The 20065-nt window shown below is 64.3% G+C and carries 19 protein-coding genes; 10 read left to right on the top strand and 9 right to left on the bottom strand.

Annotated features, from left to right (window positions below; genetic code table 11):
• Positions 1–129: 129 nt before the first annotated feature.
• The 7 genes from crcB to VWN43_RS02665 are packed head-to-tail and all read left to right on the top strand — an operon-like array spanning position 130 to position 4355.
• On the top strand, positions 130–540 hold the full coding sequence (gene crcB, locus VWN43_RS02695) for a fluoride efflux transporter CrcB (RefSeq protein ID WP_253518522.1): 411 nt from the start codon (positions 130–132) through the stop codon (positions 538–540).
• Positions 537–1661 (top strand): RluA family pseudouridine synthase, encoded by a 1125-nt coding sequence (locus tag VWN43_RS02690; RefSeq protein ID WP_320180763.1) that lies wholly within the window; start codon positions 537–539, stop codon positions 1659–1661. The genes crcB and VWN43_RS02690 overlap by 4 nt, the downstream gene beginning before the upstream one ends.
• Positions 1661–2260 (top strand): FMN-binding negative transcriptional regulator, encoded by a 600-nt coding sequence (locus VWN43_RS02685; RefSeq protein ID WP_320180764.1) that lies wholly within the window; start codon positions 1661–1663, stop codon positions 2258–2260. The genes VWN43_RS02690 and VWN43_RS02685 overlap by 1 nt, the downstream gene beginning before the upstream one ends.
• Positions 2257–2916, top strand: coding sequence for an HAD-IA family hydrolase (locus VWN43_RS02680; RefSeq protein ID WP_320180765.1), 660 nt, complete (start codon positions 2257–2259; stop codon positions 2914–2916). The genes VWN43_RS02685 and VWN43_RS02680 overlap by 4 nt, the downstream gene beginning before the upstream one ends.
• Entirely contained in the window at positions 2903–3112 is a 210-nt protein-coding gene (locus VWN43_RS02675; protein WP_320180766.1) for a hypothetical protein, read from the top strand. The genes VWN43_RS02680 and VWN43_RS02675 overlap by 14 nt, the downstream gene beginning before the upstream one ends.
• Entirely contained in the window at positions 3109–3810 is a 702-nt protein-coding gene (locus VWN43_RS02670) for an ATP12 family chaperone protein (protein WP_320180767.1), read from the top strand. The genes VWN43_RS02675 and VWN43_RS02670 overlap by 4 nt, the downstream gene beginning before the upstream one ends.
• Positions 3810–4355, top strand: a complete 546-nt coding sequence (locus VWN43_RS02665; RefSeq protein ID WP_320180768.1) for an MOSC domain-containing protein — start codon at positions 3810–3812, stop codon at positions 4353–4355. Before VWN43_RS02670 ends, VWN43_RS02665 begins: the two co-directional genes overlap by 1 nt.
• A gap of 4 nt (positions 4356–4359) precedes the next feature.
• On the opposite strand, the gene VWN43_RS02660 is transcribed toward VWN43_RS02665, so the two are convergent.
• From VWN43_RS02660 to VWN43_RS02645, 4 genes are read right to left on the bottom strand one after another with little or no spacing between them, the layout of a single operon-like run.
• On the bottom strand, positions 4360–4944 hold the full coding sequence (locus VWN43_RS02660) for an ABC-type transport auxiliary lipoprotein family protein (RefSeq protein ID WP_320180769.1): 585 nt from the start codon (positions 4942–4944) through the stop codon (positions 4360–4362).
• Positions 4945–4955: 11 nt separating this feature from the next.
• Complete coding sequence (locus VWN43_RS02655) at positions 4956–5906, bottom strand: MlaD family protein (protein ID WP_253518579.1); 951 nt, start codon at positions 5904–5906, stop codon at positions 4956–4958.
• A gap of 10 nt (positions 5907–5916) precedes the next feature.
• On the bottom strand, positions 5917–6819 hold the full coding sequence (locus tag VWN43_RS02650) for an ABC transporter ATP-binding protein (protein ID WP_320180770.1): 903 nt from the start codon (positions 6817–6819) through the stop codon (positions 5917–5919).
• Positions 6819–7931: an MlaE family ABC transporter permease gene (locus tag VWN43_RS02645; RefSeq protein WP_253518585.1), complete on the bottom strand. Its 1113-nt coding sequence runs from the start codon at positions 7929–7931 to the stop codon at positions 6819–6821. Before VWN43_RS02645 ends, VWN43_RS02650 begins: the two co-directional genes overlap by 1 nt.
• A gap of 103 nt (positions 7932–8034) precedes the next feature.
• On the opposite strand from VWN43_RS02645, the gene VWN43_RS02640 reads away from it, so the two are divergent.
• Together VWN43_RS02640 and VWN43_RS02635 are read left to right on the top strand one after the other, a co-directional pair.
• Positions 8035–10863, top strand: a complete 2829-nt coding sequence (locus VWN43_RS02640) for a valine--tRNA ligase (protein WP_320180771.1) — start codon at positions 8035–8037, stop codon at positions 10861–10863.
• A 317-nt stretch (positions 10864–11180) separates the two neighbouring features.
• On the top strand, positions 11181–11915 hold the full coding sequence (locus VWN43_RS02635) for a 7-carboxy-7-deazaguanine synthase QueE (RefSeq protein ID WP_320180772.1): 735 nt from the start codon (positions 11181–11183) through the stop codon (positions 11913–11915).
• A gap of 116 nt (positions 11916–12031) precedes the next feature.
• Here VWN43_RS02635 and VWN43_RS02630 read toward each other — a convergent pair whose 3' ends face one another.
• From VWN43_RS02630 to VWN43_RS02620, 3 genes are all read right to left on the bottom strand, one after another.
• The gene (locus VWN43_RS02630) at positions 12032–14008 is read right to left on the bottom strand and encodes an ATP-binding protein (protein ID WP_320180773.1); all 1977 of its coding nucleotides are present in this window, start codon (positions 14006–14008) and stop codon (positions 12032–12034) included.
• 99 nt (positions 14009–14107) lie between these two features.
• Positions 14108–14860 carry a TIGR02186 family protein gene (locus tag VWN43_RS02625; protein WP_320180774.1) on the bottom strand — a complete coding sequence of 251 codons (753 nt, stop codon included), beginning with the start codon at positions 14858–14860 and terminating at the stop codon, positions 14108–14110.
• Complete coding sequence (locus VWN43_RS02620) at positions 14857–15762, bottom strand: sulfite exporter TauE/SafE family protein (protein WP_253518607.1); 906 nt, start codon at positions 15760–15762, stop codon at positions 14857–14859. The genes VWN43_RS02625 and VWN43_RS02620 overlap by 4 nt, the downstream gene beginning before the upstream one ends.
• A 397-nt stretch (positions 15763–16159) precedes the next feature.
• On the opposite strand from VWN43_RS02620, the gene VWN43_RS02615 reads away from it, so the two are divergent.
• Positions 16160–17209 carry an acyltransferase family protein gene (locus VWN43_RS02615; protein ID WP_320180775.1) on the top strand — a complete coding sequence of 350 codons (1050 nt, stop codon included), beginning with the start codon at positions 16160–16162 and terminating at the stop codon, positions 17207–17209.
• A gap of 51 nt (positions 17210–17260) precedes the next feature.
• Here the strand turns inward: VWN43_RS02615 and VWN43_RS02610 are convergent, their stop codons facing one another.
• Together VWN43_RS02610 and VWN43_RS02605 are read right to left on the bottom strand one after the other, a co-directional pair.
• Entirely contained in the window at positions 17261–18682 is a 1422-nt protein-coding gene (locus VWN43_RS02610) for a hypothetical protein (RefSeq protein ID WP_320180776.1), read from the bottom strand.
• Between the two features lie 239 nt (positions 18683–18921).
• A complete protein-coding gene (locus tag VWN43_RS02605; RefSeq protein WP_320180777.1) occupies positions 18922–20031 on the bottom strand; it encodes an acyltransferase family protein in 1110 nt (369 codons plus the stop codon).
• Positions 20032–20065 lie beyond the last annotated feature (34 nt).

Raw genomic sequence — 20065 nt, 5'->3', positions numbered from 1 at the left:
GCGCCGAATCCGTCCGGACCGGCTCGAACGGAGGCGCACATACGGATTCTCGCGACTGAAAGCAAGTATTACTCGCTCGTTGCAGCATCGGGATGACGAACGCGCAATTGGCGGCTAAGGGCAGCGGCAATGTCCACCTTTACTCCATTTGTCGCCGCACTGCACGTCTTTGTCGGCGGCGGGTTCGGCGCAGTGCTGCGCTGGCAGCTCGGCCGCGCGATGACCGGCTGGCTCGGCGTGCCCATCGTCACCGCCTTTCCTTTCGCCACGCTCGCGGTCAATGCTGCAGGCAGCCTCGCCATGGGCCTGCTCGCCGGATGGCTGGCGCGCCACGGCGGCGGGGGCGGCGAACAATTGCGCCTGCTGCTGGGGGTCGGCCTGCTCGGCGGGTTCACCACCTTCAGCGCGTTCAGCCTCGAAATGGTCATGCTGCTCGAACGCGGCAATTATCTTTTCGCCCTGCTCTACGGGATCCTGTCGATCGCCATGGGCATCACCGGGCTGATGGTCGGGCTTGGCGTGATGAGGATGGCAGGATGAAAACCTCCGACGAAGTACGCAGCTTCACCGTGGACGCCGACGATGACGGGATTCGCGTCGACCGCTGGTTCAAGCGACACCTGCCGCAGGTCGGCTTCGGCACGGTCAGCAAATGGGCGCGCACCGGGCAGGTCCGCGTCGACGGCAAGCGGGTGAAGCCCGACGACCGGCTGGCCGAGGGGCAGCAGATCCGCGTGCCCCCGGGCGGCGATGCGCCGCACAAGCAGGCCAAGACCAAGCGCGAGCTCAAGCCCGCCGAGATCGAACAGGCCGAGGCCATGCTGATCGAGCAGACCAAGAGCGCGCTGGTGATCAACAAACCGCCAGGCCTTGCGACGCAGGGCGGGACCAACACGTTCAACCATGTCGACGGCCTGCTCGACGCCTATGTCGAAGGCGAAGACGATCCGCGCCCGCGCCTCGTGCACCGGCTCGACAAGGATACCAGCGGTGTATTGCTGGTCGCGCGCACCCCGGGCAGCGCAGCCTATTTCTCGAAGCGCTTCTCGGGCCGCAGCGCCAAGAAGATCTACTGGGCGCTGGTGATCGGCGTACCCGATGTGAAGGAAGGCGTGATCGAGGCGCCGCTTGCCAAGCAGCCCGGATCGGGCGGCGAGAAGATGCATGTCGACCACGAGGGCGGCCAGCCGGCCAAGACCAAGTACCGGGTCGTCGATGCAGTGGGCAAGAAAGCCGCCTGGCTCGAATTGCAGCCGCTGACCGGGCGCACGCACCAGCTCCGCGTGCATTGCGCGGCGATGGACCACCCGATCGTGGGCGACGGCAAATATGGCGGCAAGGAAGCCTTCCTGACCGGCTCGATCAGCCGCAAGATGCATCTCCACGCGCGGCGGCTGATCATCGACAGCCCCGATGGCGGCAAGCTCGACGTGACCGCGGACCTGCCCGAACATTTCGCCGCTTCGATGGAGCAGCTCGGCTTCGATGTGAACCTGTCCGATGCCACCCCCATGCGCGACGATCCGCCGCCCAGGACTCGCGAGGAAAAGAAGCAGCAGGCGCGTCAGCATGCGAAGAACTATCGCAAGTCGCAGCGCTCTCCGCGGCGTGCGCGCGGTGCCGCGCCGACCAAGCCGAAGAAGCCCCGGGGCAAGGCCTGATGCATCCCAACCCGCTCTTCCACGGTGACGATCGGTCAGCCATCGAAGCGATGATTGCCCAAATCGGCGTGGGGACCGTGTTCCTGCAGACCCCCGCCGGTCCGCGCGCGGCGCGCACCCCGCTTGTCATGGGCGGGCAAAACCGCATTCACTTCCATCTGGCGAAAGCCAATGCGCTGTTCGATCACCTGGACGGGGCCAGCACGCTGGTCACCGTGGACGGGCCCGGCGGCTATGTCTCGCCGCGCTGGTATGCCAATCGCGACACGGTCCCGACATGGAACTATGTCGCGGTCGAGGCGGTCGGAACGGTGCGCCGCATGGCCGACGACGAACTCGAAACCTTCCTCCATCGCCTGATCGCGTTGCAGGAAGACCGGCTGGGCGCGGACCGCTGGTCCGCCGACGAAGCCAGCGAAACCGTGTGGCAGCGCCTGTTCACCGGGATCGCGGGTTTCGAACTCGCGGTCGAGGAATACCGCCCCACGATCAAGCTGTCGCAGGACAAGCCCGCCCCCGTTCGCGCGGCCATCGCTGCGGGCCTTGAAAGCGCAGGCAATCGTGACCTCGCCGCGGCAATGCGCGAGCTGCCCGCATGAGCCGCTTCGTCGTATTCGATTGCGATGGCACGCTGGTCGACGGGCAGGCGGCGATTTGCGAGACGATGGAGCTCGCTTTCGCCAATGCGGGCCTGGTCGCGCCCGAACGCAACAAGGTGCGCCGGATCGTCGGGCTCAGCCTGCCCTATGCGCTGCGCGAACTGGCGCCCGAGGCCAGCGACGACCAGCGCCACGCGGTGGTCGAAGCCTACAAGCTGGGCTATCGCGACCTGCGCCTGTCGGGTGCGCTCCGCGAACCGCTGTTCGAAGGCATCGCCGCGCTGATCGACGAGCTCGACGCCGAAGGGCGGCTGTTGGGCGTCGCCACGGGCAAGAGCGACCGCGGGCTGCACGCCTGTCTCGACACGCATGGCATCAAGCACCGGTTCGTATCCTTGCAGACCGCCGACCGCCATCCGTCCAAGCCGCATCCCGCCATGCTGGAAGCCGCGCTGGACGATGCAGGCGTGTCCCCGGCCGATGCAGTAATGATCGGCGATACCAGTTTCGATATGGAAATGGCGGTCGCCGCCGGCGTGCGCGCGATCGGGGTGTCGTGGGGCTATCACGAACCGCAGGAACTGTTCGATACGGGCGCCAGCGCTGTCGCCGAAACCGCACAGCAATTGGGAGATTTGATCCGTGGACCAGCATGATCCGGCCAAGGCGCGCTTCCTGACGATCCAGGCCGTCCGCCTGTCGGGCGTGGCGCTGGCGGTGCTCGGCGCGCTGGTGCTGGGGCAGATCCTGCCGCTGCCAGAATTCGTCGGCTACATCTTCCTCGCGCTGGGCGCGGTCGACGTATTTATCCTGCCGATCTTCCTCGCCAAGCGCTGGAGAAGCGGCGAGTGAAGCGGTTCTACAAGGACGTCAGTGTCGAGCGGAGTGCAGCGGGCTATCACGTCGCGCTCGACGGTCGCCCGGTCAAGACGCAGCGCGGCGGGAGCCAGGTCGTCGGTTCGCAGGCGCTGGCCGAAGAACTCGCCGCCGAATGGGCGGGCCAGGGCGAGACGATCGACCCCGCGCGCTTGGCCTTTCGCGACATGACGGATTATGCGCTCGATGTCGTGCCCGCCGACCGCGCGGGGATAGCCGCCAAGCTGCTGCGCTACGCGGAAACCGACACGCTCTGCTATCGCGCCGATCCGGACGAGCCGCTGTGGCACCGCCAGCGCGAGGTTTGGGACCCGCTGGTCGATGCGCTGGAAGCGCGCGAGGGTGTGACGCTCGAACGCGTCAGCGGCGTCGTCGCCCGCCCGCATCCGGCGGCAACGATGGAAACCCTCAAGGCGCGCATCGAAACCCACGACGACTTCACGCTCGCCGCGCTGGAGCAATTGACCGCGCTCGCCGCATCTCTGTGCATCGGCCTTGCCGCGCTGGATCACGATGCCGACGGAGAAGCGCTGTGGGCCGCCGCCAATCTGGAAGAAGACTGGCAGATCGAGCAATGGGGCGCGGATGAAGAAGCCGCCGCGCGCCGCGCGAAGCGGCTTGAGGCGTTTCTCAAGGCGATCGAATTCGTGCGGCTGGCGCAGACCGCGCGCTGATGCCCGCGCCGCGTGTCCTCAGCGTCGCGGCAAGTTCGACACATAGCTTTTCCAAGCAGGTCCGCGAAACGATCGACGTGGTCGCGGGACTCGGCGTTGCGGGCGACGCGCATGCGGGAACGACGGTCAAGCACCGCTCGCGCGTCCGCGTCGATCCGACCCAGCCCAATTTGCGTCAGGTGCACCTGATCCATACCGAGCTGCTCGCCGAACTGGCTGGACGCGGCTTCGCGGTCAAACCGGGCGATTTGGGAGAGAATATCCTCACCACGGACATCAATCTGCTTGCGCTCCCACGAGCAAGCGTGCTGGCGATCGGTCCATCGGCGCGGCTCGAAGTCACGGGGCTGCGCAATCCGTGCGCGCAGATCGAGGCGTTCCAGTCCGGTTTGCTCGCCGCCGTGATCGACCAGGCCCCCGACGGCTCGCTGATCCGCAAGGCGGGCATCATGACTATTGTCTTGGCAAGCGGCCCGATCGGGCCAGAGGACGCGATTTCAGTCGAACTCCCACCTCCGCCGCATCACGCGCTCGAGCGGGTTTGATGCCTCAGCCGACCCAGTCGGCGATTTCTCCGGCGACCTGGTTGGCCGCCTGATTGAGCGCCGGGCCGACGAAGGCGGTTTCGGGCGCGCTAACGGGGACGCGCGCTTCGAAGCGGCGCGTCATCGGCTCCGCGTCATTGGTGTTGCGCACCGCATCGAAGGTCACCACGGCTTCGCGCGTGCGCGCGTCATAGCCGAAGGCGCGCAGCGAGCCGTGCAGGCGATCGGTCGCGTTGACCCCCGGATCGGCGCCATCGATGACCACGCGGCCGGTGCGCGAACGGATCGTTTCGGCGACCAGCTGGCCGAACAGGCGCGCAGGCCGATCGACCCAGACGGCGTCCTGCAGATAGGCGAGCTGCGTATCGGTGACCTGCACCGGCACGCGGGTGACATCGAGCGCGCGGGTCGCTTCGAACTCGACCATGGCCAGCGCGGTGCCCTGCGCGGCAACCGCGCCGGCGCCCGCGGGTGCAGTCGCGGTGGGCGTCAGCGTCAGCAGGCTGTCGGGCGCTTCGCCGCCGAAGCTGAGGCAGCCACCGAGCAGCAGGACCGGGGCCAAGGCGGCAAGTGTGATGGTGCGTATCATGCTCTGGCCCCTTACGGCTTGTAGTCGGGCAGCGGCTGGCTCGAAAGCAGCGCGCCCGCGCCCTTCTCGTCGATCGTCTCGGTCACATCGCGCAGCGCCTTGCTGGTCGCGCGCAGGTCGCGCAGCGTCGCTTCGGCGGCGGGCAGCGTGCTTTCGGTCAGCTGCCGGGTGGCCGGGCGCGCTTCGTTGAGCGTGTCTTCGAGCGCCTTGGCCGCGCCGCTGGCGGATTCGAGCGTCGAGCGCAGGTCGCGCGCGATCGCCTCGCCCTCCTGGTTGAGGATGCGATCGGTCGAGGCGGTGACCTTCTCGAACTGGTCGAGCGCCTCGCTCGCTTCGCGCAAGGTCACCTGCAGTTCGGCCATCGTGCGCTCGAGCTGCGGCGCTGCAGCGGCAAAGCCCGCGCTGGCGGCATTGGTGTTGGCGAGGATCTGCGAGATTTCTTCCTGGTTGCGGTCGCTCAGCAGGACCGTCAGCCGCTCGGTCAGCGTGGCCAGCCGCTCGAGCAGCAGCGGCGCGCTGGCGAGCACGGCGCCGAACCCGCCGCCGGTGGTGGGCGGAATGATCGGCACGCCTTCGGTGCAGGCGGTGGTCTCGCACGAAATCGGCGGCGCACCGCTGCGCGCCCCGTCGAGCGTGATCGTCGACACGCCGGTAAAACTGCCCTGAATCGTCGCGGTGGTGCCGACGAGGATGGGTACGCTTTCCTTCACCTTGATCCGCACGCGGACGAATTCGGGGTCCTTGTCCCACAGCACGATTTCATTGACCTGCCCCACGGGCACGCCGGCGAAATCGACCGAGCTGCCATTGGCGAGGCCGGCGACCGACTGCTTGAAGAAGATGTCGTATTCGTTCTGCGCCCCGCCCCCGAGGCGCGCGAGCCAGACGATGAACAGCGCGAGCGCGCCGAGGATCAGCAGCGTTACCGCACCGACCCAAACGTGATTTGCCCGCGTTTCCATTGGTTTCGCCCTATGCCTTGCCCGCAGGCGGTTTGTCCAACGCTTTGACCGCATGCGCGGCCACCGGTTTGTCCATGTGCCGGCGCAATTCGTCGAGCGCCTGCGCGGTCAGCGCCGCACGTCCGCGTGGACCGTTGAAATATTGCTGGATCCACGGATGGTCCAGCTCCATCAGATTGGGAACGGTGTCGACCGCGATCACCTGCTTGTCCGCCAGCACCGCCACGCGGTCGCAGATTTCGTGCAGCGTATCGAGATCGTGGGTGATCAGGAACACGGTCAGCCCGAGCGTTTCCTTCAACTCCAGCGTCAGCCGGTCGAAAGCCGCCGCACCGACCGGATCGAGCCCCGCGGTCGGCTCGTCGAGGAACAGGAGTTCGGGGTCGAGCGCGAGCGCGCGGGCGAGCCCGGCGCGTTTCTTCATCCCGCCCGACAGTTCGGAGGGAAACTTGGCCACCGCTTCTTCGGCAAGGCCCGACAGCACCACCTTGTAGCGCGCGATCTCGTGCCGCAAATCGGGTTCGATATCGGGGTAGAACTGCTTTAGCGGGACTTCGACATTCTCGCCCACGGTCAGCGTCGAGAACAGCGCCCCGCCCTGGAACAGGACGCCCCAGCGGTTGCGGATGCCGATGTTCACATTGGGATCGGTGTCGATGATCGACTTGCCGAACACGCGAATATCGCCCGCCGTCGGCCTTTGCAGCCCGATGATCGAGCGCATCAGCACGCTCTTGCCGGTGCCCGATCCGCCGACCACGCCAAGGATTTCCCCGCGCCTGACCTTGAGGTCGAGGTTCTCGTGAACGACCTGCGGGCCGAAGGCATTGGTCAGCCCTTCGACCACGATCGGGTAATCGCCGCGATAGCGTTCGTGGCGGCCCAGTTCGCGCCCGGTTTCGTCCTGCGCCATCAGCCCCACCCGATTTCGGTAAAGAACACGGCGAAGAAGGCGTCGATCACGATCACCGCGAAAATGCCCGTCACCACCGCCATGGTGGTGCGCAGGCCGACGTCTTCCGAATTCCCCTTGACCTGCATGCCGTGATAGCAGCCCGCCAGCGCGACGATCAGCCCGAACACCGGCGCTTTGACCAGCCCGACCCACAAATCGTAGATCGGGACCACGTCCTGGATCCGGGTCAGGAAGGTCCAGAACGGAATGCCCAGCATGAATTGCCCGACGAACGCGCCGCCGATAATCGCAACCCCGGAGGCATAGAAGCCGAGCAGCGGCATCATCAGCACCGCGGCAAGGATCCGCGGAACGACCAGCGCCTCCATCGGCGAGATGCCAATGGTCTGCATCGCGTCGACTTCCTCGGTCAGCCGCATGGTGCCGATCTGCGCGGCAAAGGCGCTGCCCGACCGGCCCGCGACCATGATCGCGGTCATCAGCACACCCAGTTCGCGCAAGGTGATGCGCCCGACGAGGTTGACCGTCAGCGTCTCGGCGCCGAATTGCTGCAATTGCACCGCGCCCTGCTGCGCGATGACGACGCCGATCAGGAAGCTCATCAGGCCGATGATCGGCAGCGCCGACACCCCCACCAGTTCAAGCTGGCGGACCAGCGCGAGCACGCGGAAGCGGCGCGGATGGCGGATCAGGCTGCCGATGGAGATCAGCAGCGCGCCCAGAAAGCCGATCACGCCGTATGCACCGTGGCGGGCGTTGAACAGCTTGTCGCCCACCGCCTGCGGCACGCGCTCCCACACGGGCAGGCGCGGCGCGGTGATGTCTTCCTCGACGCTCATGCCCTCGAGCGCGCCGACCAGCCGCTTGGCGCGATCGCTCGCACCGACGATCTCGGCATCGTGCGTCTTCGACAGGCTGCAGGCCACCCATGCGCCGACCGTATCGATTTCGCTGATGGCAGACAGGTCGATGGTGCCGATGGGCCCATCGAGGACCCGCAAATCCTGGTCGATCGCACCAATGGTCGAGACCAGATAGGGCCCGGAGAGCACGAGGACCGTAGCCCCGTCATCATCCTCGATCAGTTCGTATTCGGCGAAACCACCCATTGCGGCGTCGTATGCGAGCAAATCCTCCACTTGCCAAGCGGCTATCGCGCGACTTCACCTGCAGCGTTGCATCGCACCAAGGGCGCTGGCAAAGGCCAGTCGCATGAGCACCGAGCTACCCACGACCTTCGACCCCGCAGAAATCGAGCAGCGCTGGTACGCGCATTGGGAAGACCAGGGCCTGTTCCGGCCCGACCGCCCCGACGCGCAGCCCTATACGATCGTCAATCCGCCGCCCAACGTCACCGGTAGCCTGCATATCGGCCATGCGCTCGACAATACGCTGCAGGACATCATGGTCCGCTACGAACGGCTGCGCGGCAAGGACGCGCTGTGGGTGGTGGGCACCGACCATGCGGGCATTGCCACGCAGATGGTCGTCGAACGCCAGCTGGAGGCGAAGCAGGACAAGCGCACCAATTACAGCCGCGAGGATTTCGTGGCCAAGGTGTGGGAGTGGAAAGAGGAAAGCGGCGGCACGATCACGCGCCAGCTGCGCCGCCTCGGCTGCTCGATGGACTGGAGCCGCGAACAGTTCACCATGGACCCGCATTTCAGCGCGGCGGTGACCAAGACCTTCGTCGATCTTTATAACGACGGGCTGATCTACCGCGACAAGCGGCTGGTCAACTGGGACCCCAAGCTCAAGACCGCGATCAGCGATCTCGAGGTCGAAACGCAGGATGTGAAGGGTTCGTTCTGGCACTTCCGCTACCCGCTTGAAGAGGGCGTCACGCTGGCCGACGGGCGCGATTATATCGAGGTTGCGACCACGCGCCCCGAAACCATGCTGGCCGACATGGCGGTGGCGGTGCATCCCGAGGACGAGCGCTACAAGAGCGTGGTCGGCAAGCACGTCGTGCTGCCGATCACCGGCCGACGCGTGCCGATCGTGGCCGACGAACATGCCGATCCCGAACTGGGCAGCGGCGCAGTGAAGATCACCCCGGGGCACGACTTCAACGATTTCGAAGTGGGCAAGCGCGCCGGGTTCAAGCCCGCCGAGATGCTCAACATGCTCGATGGCGAAGCGAACGTCTGCCAAGTGAACGACGCTGCAAAGATTCCCGACGAGTTTATTGGCCTCCACCGCTTCAAGCGCGACGGGGTGGACGGCGCGCGCGAACTGGTGGTCCAGCGGCTCAAGGAAAGCGGCCATCTGATCCCGCATATCGCCAAGACCAAGAAGGGCGAGGAGCAAGAACTCGACGCCGAACCGCGCACCATCGCGACGCCTTTCGGCGACCGCGGCGGCGTGGTGATCGAACCCTGGCTGACCGACCAGTGGTATGTCGATGCCGAGAAGCTGGCGGTGAAGCCGATCGAGGCAGTGAAGAACGGCGAGGTCGAGATCGTCCCGAAGAGCTGGAAGAAGACCTTCTTCAACTGGATGGAAAACATTCAGCCATGGTGCGTCAGCCGCCAGCTGTGGTGGGGGCACCGGATCCCGGCGTGGTACGATGCTGAAGGCAAGGCCTATGTCGCACTGAACGAGGAGGAAGCGCAGGCGCAGGCAGGCGAAGGCGCCGCACTGACCCGCGACGAGGACGTGCTCGACACGTGGTTTTCCTCCGCGCTCTGGCCCTTCGCCACGCTCGGCTGGCCGGAGCAGACCGACCTTGTCGCCAAGCACTATCCCAACGACCTTTTGGTCAGCGGCTTCGACATCCTGTTCTTCTGGGATGCCCGCATGATGATGATGGGGCAGTACACCACTGGGCAGAACCCGTGGCCCAAGCTATATCTGCACGGTCTCGTCCGCGCGGCGGATGGGCAGAAGATGTCCAAGTCGAAGGGCAATGTCGTCGACCCGCTGGGCCTGATCGACCAGTACGGCGCCGATGCGCTGCGCTTCTTCATGGCGGCGATGGAAAGCCAGGGCCGCGACATCAAGATGGATGACAAGCGGATCGAGGGCTACCGCAACTTCGCCACCAAGCTGTGGAACGCGACGCGCTTCTGCCAGTCGAACGGCATCGGCGCGAGCACCAGCATTGCCGCACCCAAGACCACCCATGCGGTCAACCGCTGGATCATCGGCGAAGTCGTCCAGACCAGGCAGGCGCTCGATGCGGCGCTGGCCGATCTGCGGTTCGATGCGGCGGCGAACACGATTTATCACTTCGTGTGGGACCGGTTCTGCGACTGGTATCTGGAACTGGTCAAGCCGGTTCTAGGTGTGAATGTTTTTGCGGAACCCGCGATTTCAGCGTCTTCGAGCGAACAACTTGAAGCTCTTCGCAAGAAGGCAAAAGAGAAGCGCGAATTTGCTGAAGCAGCGCACGCGGAAAACGTCGCTGAGACCAGAGCCGTAGCCGGCTGGGCGCTCGACCAGATCCTCGTGATGCTGCACCCCTTCATGCCCTTCATCACCGAAGAACTGTGGTCCAAGCAGGGCAACCGCGCCGATTATCCGCTGATCACTGCAAAGTGGGTCGATCCGCAGGCCGAAGTGGATGCCGAGGCCAAGGCGGAAATCGACTGGCTGATTGCGCTGACCAGCGCGATCCGCACCGCCAAGAACGAGCTTGGCATTGCGCCGGGCGCCAAGCTGGAAGCCTTCTGCCCCGCGCCCAGCGCGCTGGCGAAATCGGTGGCCGAGGCCAATGCCGGTGCCATCGAACGGCTGGCGCGCCTGACCGCGATCCACTTCGCCGAAGCGCCCGCTGGCGCGGCGATGCAGATCGCAGCGGGCGAGGATGCGCTTGTCATTCCGCTCGAAGGCGTGATCGACATCGAGGCGGAAAAGATCCGCCTGTCGAAGGCGCTGGAGGCGTCCGCCAAGGAAGCCAAGTCGCTCGAAGGCCGGCTGTCGAACGCGAACTTCGTCGAACGCGCCAAGCCCGAAGCGGTCGAAAAGGCACGCGCCGACCATGCGCACCACACCGCCGAAGTCGCGCGGCTCGAAGCCGCCCTGGCGCGGCTGGGCTGACAAAGCACGCCTAACCCTCTCGTCGCCCCGGACTTGATCCGGGGTCAGGCTTCTTCGCTCGGCCTTGTGCTCGCAACGAAGAACGCCCGACCCCGGCTCGGAGGCCGGGGTGACGCGTGGTGGCGATTTCCTACGCAGCCCGATTGTGTCATGAACGTGCCAATGGCCCACGCCCCTACCCTAACCTCCGACGCGCATCTTCAATCGACCCACTCGATCAAACCCCGCATGACTGATCGGTTCGATTTTTGCGCCTGGACCGTGGTCCATGCGGTCCATGTGTGCGCCGCGCACGACGAACCGAGTGAGCCTGCCCGATGCCGCTAGTCCTCGCCACGCAGGCTCCGGGTGAGCCGGAGATCTTCGCCAGCGTGCAGGGCGAAGGGCCGAGCGCGGGCATGCCCTGCACCTTCCTGCGCCTGTCGCGCTGCAATCTCGCCTGCGTGTGGTGCGACACCGCCTATACCTGGCATTTCGCGGGCGACGAGCGGCCGCACCGCGACGGGGTGGAATTCGATCGCGCGGCCAACCAGCTCACGCTGGGCGAGGAGGAGGTCGCCGCGCGGATCACCGCGCTGGGCCAGAAGCGCCTCGTCATCACCGGCGGCGAACCCTTGCTGCAGGCCCCGGCGCTAGCGCGGCTGCTGGGCCATCTGCCCGATGTCACGGTGGAGATCGAAACCAATGGCACGACCAGGGCAAGCCCCGCGCTCGACATCCGCATCGACCAGTTCAACGTCAGCCCCAAGCTCGCGCATAGCGGCAATCCGGCCGAACTGGCCCTGATCCCCGAGCGGCTCGACGCCTATGCCACCGACCCGCGCGCCTGGTTCAAATTCGTGATCGCTGCGCCGGCGGACCTCGACGAGGTGCTGGCGCTGCGCGATCGCTACCGGTTCAAGCCTGACCACGTCTTCCTAATGCCCGAAGGCACCGACAGCGAGACGCTGCGCGACCGCGAGCAATGGCTCGCGCCGCTATGCGTCGAGCACGGCTTCCGGATGAGCGACCGGCTGCATATCCATTTGTTCGGCGATACGCGGGGCACTTGAGACGTCAGTCATTGCAAGCGTAGCGAAGCAATCCAGTTCCGAGCGTTCGGGCCAGTGCCGAGTACTCTGGATTGCCGCGTCGCCTGCGGCGCCTCGCAATGACTCATATGGGCGGATCAGCCCTGCGAGCGCCAGCGCTGGACGGTGCGCTGGACCATGTCCTCTTCGCCGCCGGCATTGTTCCACAATTCGACGAAGCTGGGGTCTTCCGACGCGGGCCGTTTCGATTCCTCGAGATTGTCGAAGCTCATGCGGATCGGGACGGCGACACCCTCGCCGCAGATGATGCACTCGCGGTTGCGCAGTGCGGGGATCGCATCGAGGAAACCGCGCGCGCCTTCGGGCATCGCGGCGCGGACGAATTCCTGGTCGCGGTCGTTGTTGAGACGCATCGAGAGGATCGTGCCGCACTGCGACAGCACGCCTTCGGCAAGGTCGGAGGGACGCTGCGTGATCAGGCCCAGGCTGATGCCGTACTTACGGCCTTCCTTGGCGATCCGCGACAGGATGGTGCCGACCGAATTGCCATCGGCGTTCTTCTCGTTGGGGACATAGCGGTGGGCTTCTTCGCAGACCAGCAGGATCGGCGAGGTCCGCTCGTCGCGGCCCCAGATGGCGAAATCGAACACCAGCCGGCTGAGCACCGCCACCACGGTCGAGGTAATGTCCGACGGGACGCCCGACACATCGATGATCGAGATCGGCTTGCCGTTCGACGGCATGCGGAAGATCTTGGCGATGAAATCGGCCATCGTGTCGGCCACCAGCATGCCCGAGAACATGAACTGGTAGCGCGGATCGGCCTTGATCTCGTCGAGCTTGTTCTTGATCCGCATATAGGGGGCGGAATTGGTCGATTTGTCGAGCTTGCCCATCGCGTCCTGGATCTCGTTCGAGAGGTCCGAGAGCAGGTAGGGGATCGGCGAATCCACGGTGATCTTGCCCATGTGCTCGGCCAGCCGGCTCTTCTGCCGCGCCTTGAGCAGGCACTTGGCGAGGATGTCGGCGTCGACCTGGTGGTCATTGCCGGTGCTGGTAATCAGCACTTCGCAATGTTCCTCGAAGTTCATGATCCAGTAGGGCATCTGCAGGTTCGAGACGTCGAGGATCACGCCCGTATTGCGAAACGCCGAGGCATATTCGCCATGCGGATCGATCATCACGATATGGCCCTCGGGCGCGGCCTCGCAGATGCGGTGCAGGATCAGCGCGGCGCTGGTCGATTTACCCGTACCGGTCGACCCGAGCAGCGCGAAGTGCTTGCCGAGCATGGCATCGACATAGATGCCCGCGCGGATGTCCTTGGTCGGATAGACCTTGCCGATGGTGATCGCGCTGCGCCCGTCGCTGGCATAGACCTGTTTCAAATCCGCCGTCGTCGCGGGATAGACCATCGCGCCGGGGACCGGATAGCGCGTCACACCGCGGCGGAAGCGGTGGAGTTTGCCGGTCAGCTTTTCTTCGGTGCCTTCGCCGAGGAAGTCGATATTGGCGAGGATCGACCCCGCCTTGCGGTCCTGGCGCTGGTTGCGCACGCTGGCGAGCAGCCAGCTGTTGCCCACGCGGATCTTGATCTGCGAGCCGACCTGGCCGGCCATGGCGACCGACGGATCGGTATCGTCGGCACATTCGTTCAGCCGCTGGAGGTCGATCGCGATCTGCGAACTGGAACCGGCGATTTCGAGCACGACGCCGATCGGCTTGCCGGCGTTCTCCCCGACTGCCTCGGGTTCCTGCGCCGGCTCGGGCACCTCGCCGGTCTCGGGTGCGGCGGCAGGTTCGGGCGGACGCGGCGGTGCTTCACCGAGCGTGGCGGCAGCGGGCGGGACGGGACGTTCCGCAGGGTCTTCGCTGCGGGGCACCTCGAGCGGCGCGGGCTGCGGCTGTCCCTCTGGTTCCGGCTGGCTGATCTCGGCAACAGGCTGCTGCGGCTGGTGGACATAGCCCGAAGGCGACACCGCCGGAGCGGAGGACTGTTCGGCGCTGCGGCGGATGCGGTCGCGTAGCGAATTGCTACGCGGCTGGGGCGGCTCCGCGCCGTCTTCCTGCGCGGGGTCGAAACTGCGGTAATCCGGATTGCCTGTGTCGTTCATCGATCTGGCTGTGCCCCAACGTCAAACGCGCCCATCGCGCTGGCAGCCTGCCTGACCGAAACTGCTTAAGATGTGGTCAACGATAGTGCCCGGGAAAGGTCAGATCAGCGCGAATAATCGCCCGGCCGCCCAGCCCATTCCGACCGACAGCGCAACCGCCAGAAGGCCGTAAACCAGCGCCCATTCCTGCGAGTAGACCGCGACGATCCGTTCGAAGCCGACTTTCTTGACCTCGACCTCTGCCAGCGCCGAGGCAATCACCCGGCCATCGCGCACCGCGAAGGTCTCTGCCGTATAGGTGCCGGTGGAGACATTGGAGGGCAGCGAGATACGCGACTGGTAGAGCACCTGTTCGCTGATCTGGACCCCGCCGAAATCCTGCTTGTAGAGCTGCTGGCGGGTCTTGAGATCGACCAGCCCGGATTTGAACCGCGCCTGTTCCTCGGGGTCGATCACCCCGCTGGGCGACAGCTGGATGTAATCGGTCCCGAATTCGTAGATCGCGGCGGTTTTCTCGTCGACGATCGCGTCGATCGGCTGCGAGGATGCGACCGCGAAATAGGACGGGACCGAGCGGAAATCGCTGGTCGCGGCATTGACCCATACGCCGACAAAGCGTTCCTTCTCGCGCAGCCGGACGGGTTCGGAGGGGCCCTTGAGCACGACCACGATGTCGTAATCACTGCCAGCCGCGCGGCCCTGCGGGTCGAGCACTGCGCCGAACAGCAGCAGTTCGGTGCCGGTGAACCCCTGCCGCACCTGCACCTCGTGCTGGCTGACTTCGGGCACGAGGATAGGATCGCGCTGGCCCATCAGCGCAAAGGCGAAGAGGAGAAGCAGCAGCGCCCTCATAGCGGATACAACGTGTAGATTTCCTCGGGCTGGTAGAACAGGCCGAGGAACATGCGGAAGGCGACCGCCAGAACAGTCGCGGCGAGGATCAGGCGCAGCACTTCGGGCTTCGCCTTGACCGCGATCTGCGAACCGATCTGCGCACCCGTGACCGAGCCGACCAGCAGCAGGAAGACCAGCACGATATCGACCGCCTTGGTGGTCAGCGAGTGCATGATCGTGGTCGCCATGGTCACGAACAGGATGTTGTAGAGCGAGGTGCCGACGACGACATTGGCGCTCATCCCGAGGATATAGAGCATCGCGGGCACGAGAATGAACCCGCCGCCCACGCCCATGAGCATGGTCAGCACGCCCACGACGACGCCCACCAACAGCGGGGCGATCGGGGAGATATAGAGACCCGAGCGGTAGAAGCGCCAACGCATCGGCAGGCTGGCGACAAGAGGGTGGTGCCGCCGCCGCGCGGCTTGCGAACCGCCCTTGCCCCAGATCGTCTGGACCGCTTCGCGCGCCATCAGCATCCCGATGGTACCGAGCAGGACGACGTAGAGCGCGCTGATAACCACGTCGATCTGGCCGATCGCGCGGAAGAACCGGAACAAAAGCGCGCCGAAGCCCGAACCGATCACGCCGCCCGCCACCATCACCGCGCCCATGCGATAATCCACCCCGCCGCGCCCGCCATGCGCCAGCACGCCGGTGACGCTGGCACCGGTGACCTGAGTCGAGGCCGAAGCCGCGGCCACGGTCGGCGGGATGCCGTAGAAGATCAGCAGCGGCGTAGTCAGGAAACCGCCACCCACGCCGAACAAGCCCGAAAGGATCCCCGTCAGCCCCCCCAGCGCGACGATCCATAGTCCGTTGACGGACAGGTTCGCGATGGGGAGGTAGACGTCCATGCCTGCGCCCTATCGCAGCCGGGTGACGGATAAAAGCTGAACTGTGTCAGAAGCCGGTCGAAAGCGTCACAACCCCGCCATTGCCCGGCTCGGCATCGCCCGCCACGCGCCAGCGATAGTCGGCCTTGATCGCATCCTCTGCTGCGAGCGAGAGCCTTCACCTACCGCCAGCCCCAAAGGACGCGCGCCATAATCGAAGCCGCCGATGGTTGATGTGATCTCAGGCGAGGACTGGACTACCTGCCATGCGACATTCGCCTACTTCGTGTTCGGCGGGGCTTGCTTGCTACTAGCGGCATTCATATTGGCTGCTATTGGCAATCGGTAAAGCACTCACCAAGCAAGCAGGCTAGGCGCGTCCGAAAATACCGGATAAACACACCCTAGGGGAGAGAACATGTTCGGTATCTGGCGCACGCTACTCGCCCTCGAGGTGGTCGCGACACACCTCATCTCGATGAAGATATTCGGCCCCTATGCGGTCGTAGCGTTCTTTGTCCTCTCCGGCTTCCTCATGACTCTCATCATGCAGGGCAGTTATGGGTACACGCAGCAAGGACGCTGGCGCTTCGCCACCAATCGCGCGCTGAGGCTACTGCCCGCCCATTGGTTCGCCTGCGCTGTTGCCCTGGCGCTCATCGCGATACTGCCCGCCTTCGCCTCCGCATATCATCCCGCGCTGACGGCGCCCCAAACGGCCAGCGAATGGCTCTCCAACCTCACGCTGATTTACCCGTCGCTTTACCCGCAAGAGGTGTTCCCGCGGCTGTCGCCTGCCACTTGGGCGCTGACCGTCGAAATCTTCTGGTATGCGCTGATCGCCCTCGGCTTATCGCGCACCAAAACAAGCACCCTTCTCTGGCTTTCTGCCTCAGCTGGCTACTGGCTGGCGGCGCTGCTCTTCGACGTGGGACAGCATGCGGTCTATGGCTCGATCATGGGTGGCAGCCTGCCTTTTGCTATCGGCGCAGCGGCGTATCATTTCCGCACCGAGCTCGAGACTGCGATCGGCCGGCGCTGGGAAACGCTTGCCGGCCTCGTGTTCGGGCGCTGGGGTCTCTGCCTCGCCATGCTGGCGCTATATGCGTTCGGGGATCTCGACTGGCGCGTTCGCGCGATCGGTAATGTCGTCAATGCGCTCCTCGCCGCGGGCACCGTAGTCTATCTTTTCGGCACCAAGATGCCGTGGCGATCGCTTGACAAGCGCATCGGAGATTTCAGCTACCCGATATACCTTCTGCACTGGCCTGCCGGAATGATCGCGGCCTATTTCGTTCTTGGCGAACCATACCACGGGGCGAGCTTGCCGGGCCTGGCAGCCCTTGCAGTTGCTTTGCCTGTTCTCCTCATCTTGTCCTGCGCCGTCGTGTATGGGATCGACCCACTGGTAGAGACGCTTCGCAGCAAGGTCAGGCGTCAGGCACAGGTCGCGCGGGATATAGGATAGAATTGGAAGAAGGTTTCGCCGACCCATTCGCCTGCGCCGGATAGGGCGTCGTCAGCGAACGGGCGATGGCCGTGACAGGCTCTGCGCGCCCATCCTGTTGTGAATGGACTGCGCTTTGGCGAGCACGCTCAATGCGATCGCCAGACCCAACCAGTCGGCAAGGTCCAGATCGCCCTGAGACACCAACTGCGTCAGCGTAATCACATAGATCACACCCGAGAATGCACCCAGGGCAAGACGCCTTACCGCTCGCGGCATTTGCTGGTTGATCATGAGGGCGAAGGCTTTGACTGCGAGCAGGCACAGCACCCCGAACCAGATGAACGATGCCAGCAGCCCGATCATCCCCGCCGACAGGTAATTGAACAGAAACAGATTGTGCGGGTAGAGATAGCTGGTGTCGCTGAATGACAGCGGGATGCCCATGCCGCCGCCCAGCATCCCGAGCTCGCCCAGCCTTACCAGCACCCGGTCGAGGTCGGTAAACCTCGGGTTGTTCATAATCCGGTAGGCGTATTCCTCGAAAGTCCCCTGCGCTGAGGCGCTGACTGCGATGTACATGATCGCGCTCAAACTCACCCAGAGACCTCCGAAAGTGAGCCATGCGCCGAGCTTCCAATTCCCGTGCATGAAACCGAAATAGGAGAGGTGCGCAATTATCAGGAGGGCACCGTATATCTGCACGCGGTCGCTGAATGCGATCATGATCACGAACACCGCGTTTATAAGCGCCAGCCACACCGCCCAGTCCCGCTTGACGCTGCGGTATCTGGTAAGCGCCCGGTCCGCGGCGACGACATGAACCGCCGCAATCGCCGTGGTAACGAAAGCGCTCCCGAACGAATTGGTCGCCTTCGGGGCGATGGAGGAGAAGAAGCTGGAAACCCCCTCGACCCCGAGGCCCTTCATGCCGCCGACGAAATAGAGCGCTTTGAAATTGCGCAAGTCGCCGCTCGTCGCTGCTTCGATGAGGACCGATATGGCATTTTGACCACTGAGCGCGTGCCCGACGAATAAGGAGAGGTGAAACGCTACGGCACCAGCGAAAGCGCCATAGGCCAGAAGATCTGCCAGACGCGTCAGGCTGAGCCGCGACGCCATCAAGCAGAAGGCCAGCGCGATCACGCAGTTCGAGAAGCTGATCATGAGGGAAAGCGCACCCGTCGCGACCAAGGGCGACCACGCCAGCGAAACCAGCAGCACCGCGAGTTGGGTGAAGAACGCGAATGCCACCATCCTCACGATTCCCGTGCCTTCGGGGGATCCCGGGAGCATCGTCGGACTCAGCAACAGCAGCGCAGCGGCGAAGATATGGATCGGCTTCAGGAACGGCGTTCCAAGAAAGGCCAGCGGCAGGAACCCGAGCCCTACGAGCGCGATGCAAGAGAGCAGCACAAACCATAGAAGCTGGTCCTTGCTGCTCGGTTTACGAGCTGCCGTGCGGACCGGTACCGAAGGCGAGTGGGGCATCATGCCGCTGCAGCAAAGCCTGGCGCGGGACTATGCGCGCGCGATGTTGTAGCAGGAGATAGGGTCATCGACGTTCAATTCGCTTCGTATATTCGCGGTACGGCAACCTGCTCAGTACCCATCACGGGTTGTGCATCCAAAAATACAGGGAACGTGGCGCGACGATTGGACCTCAAAGGCAGGTCCAACCCGTATCGCACGCATAGTATCCGCACAAGTGCATCTCGCCGCGGCCTCACGCCTCACGGGGCACCTCCGACGGAACTCTGCGAAGGATTTCGTACCCGCCGGACGCCGAGCCCCTCGAGCCAGTCACCTAGGTCCCGAGGGGTCAAAATCCGTCGCAATCGAGGTATGTTGGTAACGCAATATGCGAAGGCGCCTGAGAGGACGAGAGTAGCGAAGACGAGAACCAGACCCACTGCAACCTCATGCTCGCGCAGCACGTCGGGGGCCGCTCTTCGAAGCAGCCTCACCAGTACCGAATAGAAAATCTGATGGCTGAGGTATATCAGCAGAGAGGAACGCCCCAACCACGCCAGCAAGGCCGGTCGGACCGATAAAGCCAAGAGCAAAACGACTGCGGAACAAGCCGCGATTGCAAGCAGGGCATGGACGACGAGCGAATGCAACTCGCGAATGTCGTAGTACTTGAAAGCTGCCAGCACCAATGTCGACGGGCTGAGAGACGCTATGAGGGTACAGAGAGCCAGAACGATGACGGAAAGGACACCGCAGGTGAGCAACCGGAAACGGCTTCCCGCCAGTGCATATGTCATGAAGGCCCCAAACACGAGGCAGGGCCCAAGGGCGTAGAGCGCGATCGGAAGGCCAAGTGGAATAAAGGGTTCAATCCGATCGGGTAGCAACCCGGAGAACAGGAACCCGCTCACAGCGACAACGGGGAGTAGATATCGCTCCCATCCCCCGGTCTTCGCAATGGCCCACCGAATTGCGGTCAAACCCAGCAAGGCCGGCAAAAACCAATACAGTCTCGCGCCCGACGCGTCTCCCAGAAAATCCGCCGACCCGATCACGACCGCCAAAAGCCACGCCAAGACTTTTTGCAGAGGTTGATCCCAGCCTCCGGTGGAGGCCCAAACCAATGTGAAAAACAAGATGAACGGAACATAGTAGCGTACCGCTCGAGTCAAGAAGAACCCGGGCTCGTGCGGGCGAAAGGGAAGAAAGGCGGAAATCAGGAAAAAAGAATAGACATGCCAGTTGTATAGAAACCATCTCCCGCTTGGAAATGCATCTACCAATTGGTGGTTATGACCGACCACGATGAGAAATATCAAGATTCCTTTCGCACAATCCAGCGTGTCGCGCCGTTCAGTCTGAGATAGCATGCCCATTTACCCAGTCGTTCGGCGATCCAATCCG

Source organism: Qipengyuania sp. HL-TH1 (genome assembly GCF_036365825.1).
Taxonomy (GTDB): domain Bacteria; phylum Pseudomonadota; class Alphaproteobacteria; order Sphingomonadales; family Sphingomonadaceae; genus Qipengyuania; species Qipengyuania profunda.
Note: the sequence above shows the minus strand (reverse complement) of the source record. Positions and strands in the feature narration are given on the sequence as shown.